At 63.9% G+C, this 269-nt stretch carries 1 protein-coding gene; it reads left to right on the top strand.

Translation table 11 applies throughout. The features are described from left to right. Positions 1-269 (top strand): DUF2827 family protein (locus U5771_RS35485; protein WP_322028224.1); only part of this gene is annotated, 269 nt, incomplete at both ends.

Here is a 269-nt window from a genome sequence, read left to right as displayed (position 1 = left end):
CCGTACGACGCGGTGTGGACGATTCCGGAATTCGAGCGCTCGTGCCTGCACTATTACCAGACGGGCCTGCGCGCGCCGGTGACGATCGTCCCGCACATCTGGCATCCGATGCTGTTCGACAAGGCGCGCGCGACGCTCGGCGCCGGTTTGTCGTTCGGCTATCGACCGGGCAAGCCGCGCTGGCGCGTGACGATGTTCGAGCCGAACATCTGCATGGTGAAGACGAGCATCATCCCGATGCTGGTGACCGAGGAAGCGTATCGCGCAAA

The organism is Burkholderia sp. BCC1977 (assembly GCF_905339595.1).
Lineage (GTDB): Bacteria > Pseudomonadota > Gammaproteobacteria > Burkholderiales > Burkholderiaceae > Burkholderia.
The sequence above is the reverse complement of the archived record's forward strand: the minus strand, read 5'-3'. Positions and strand labels throughout refer to the sequence as shown.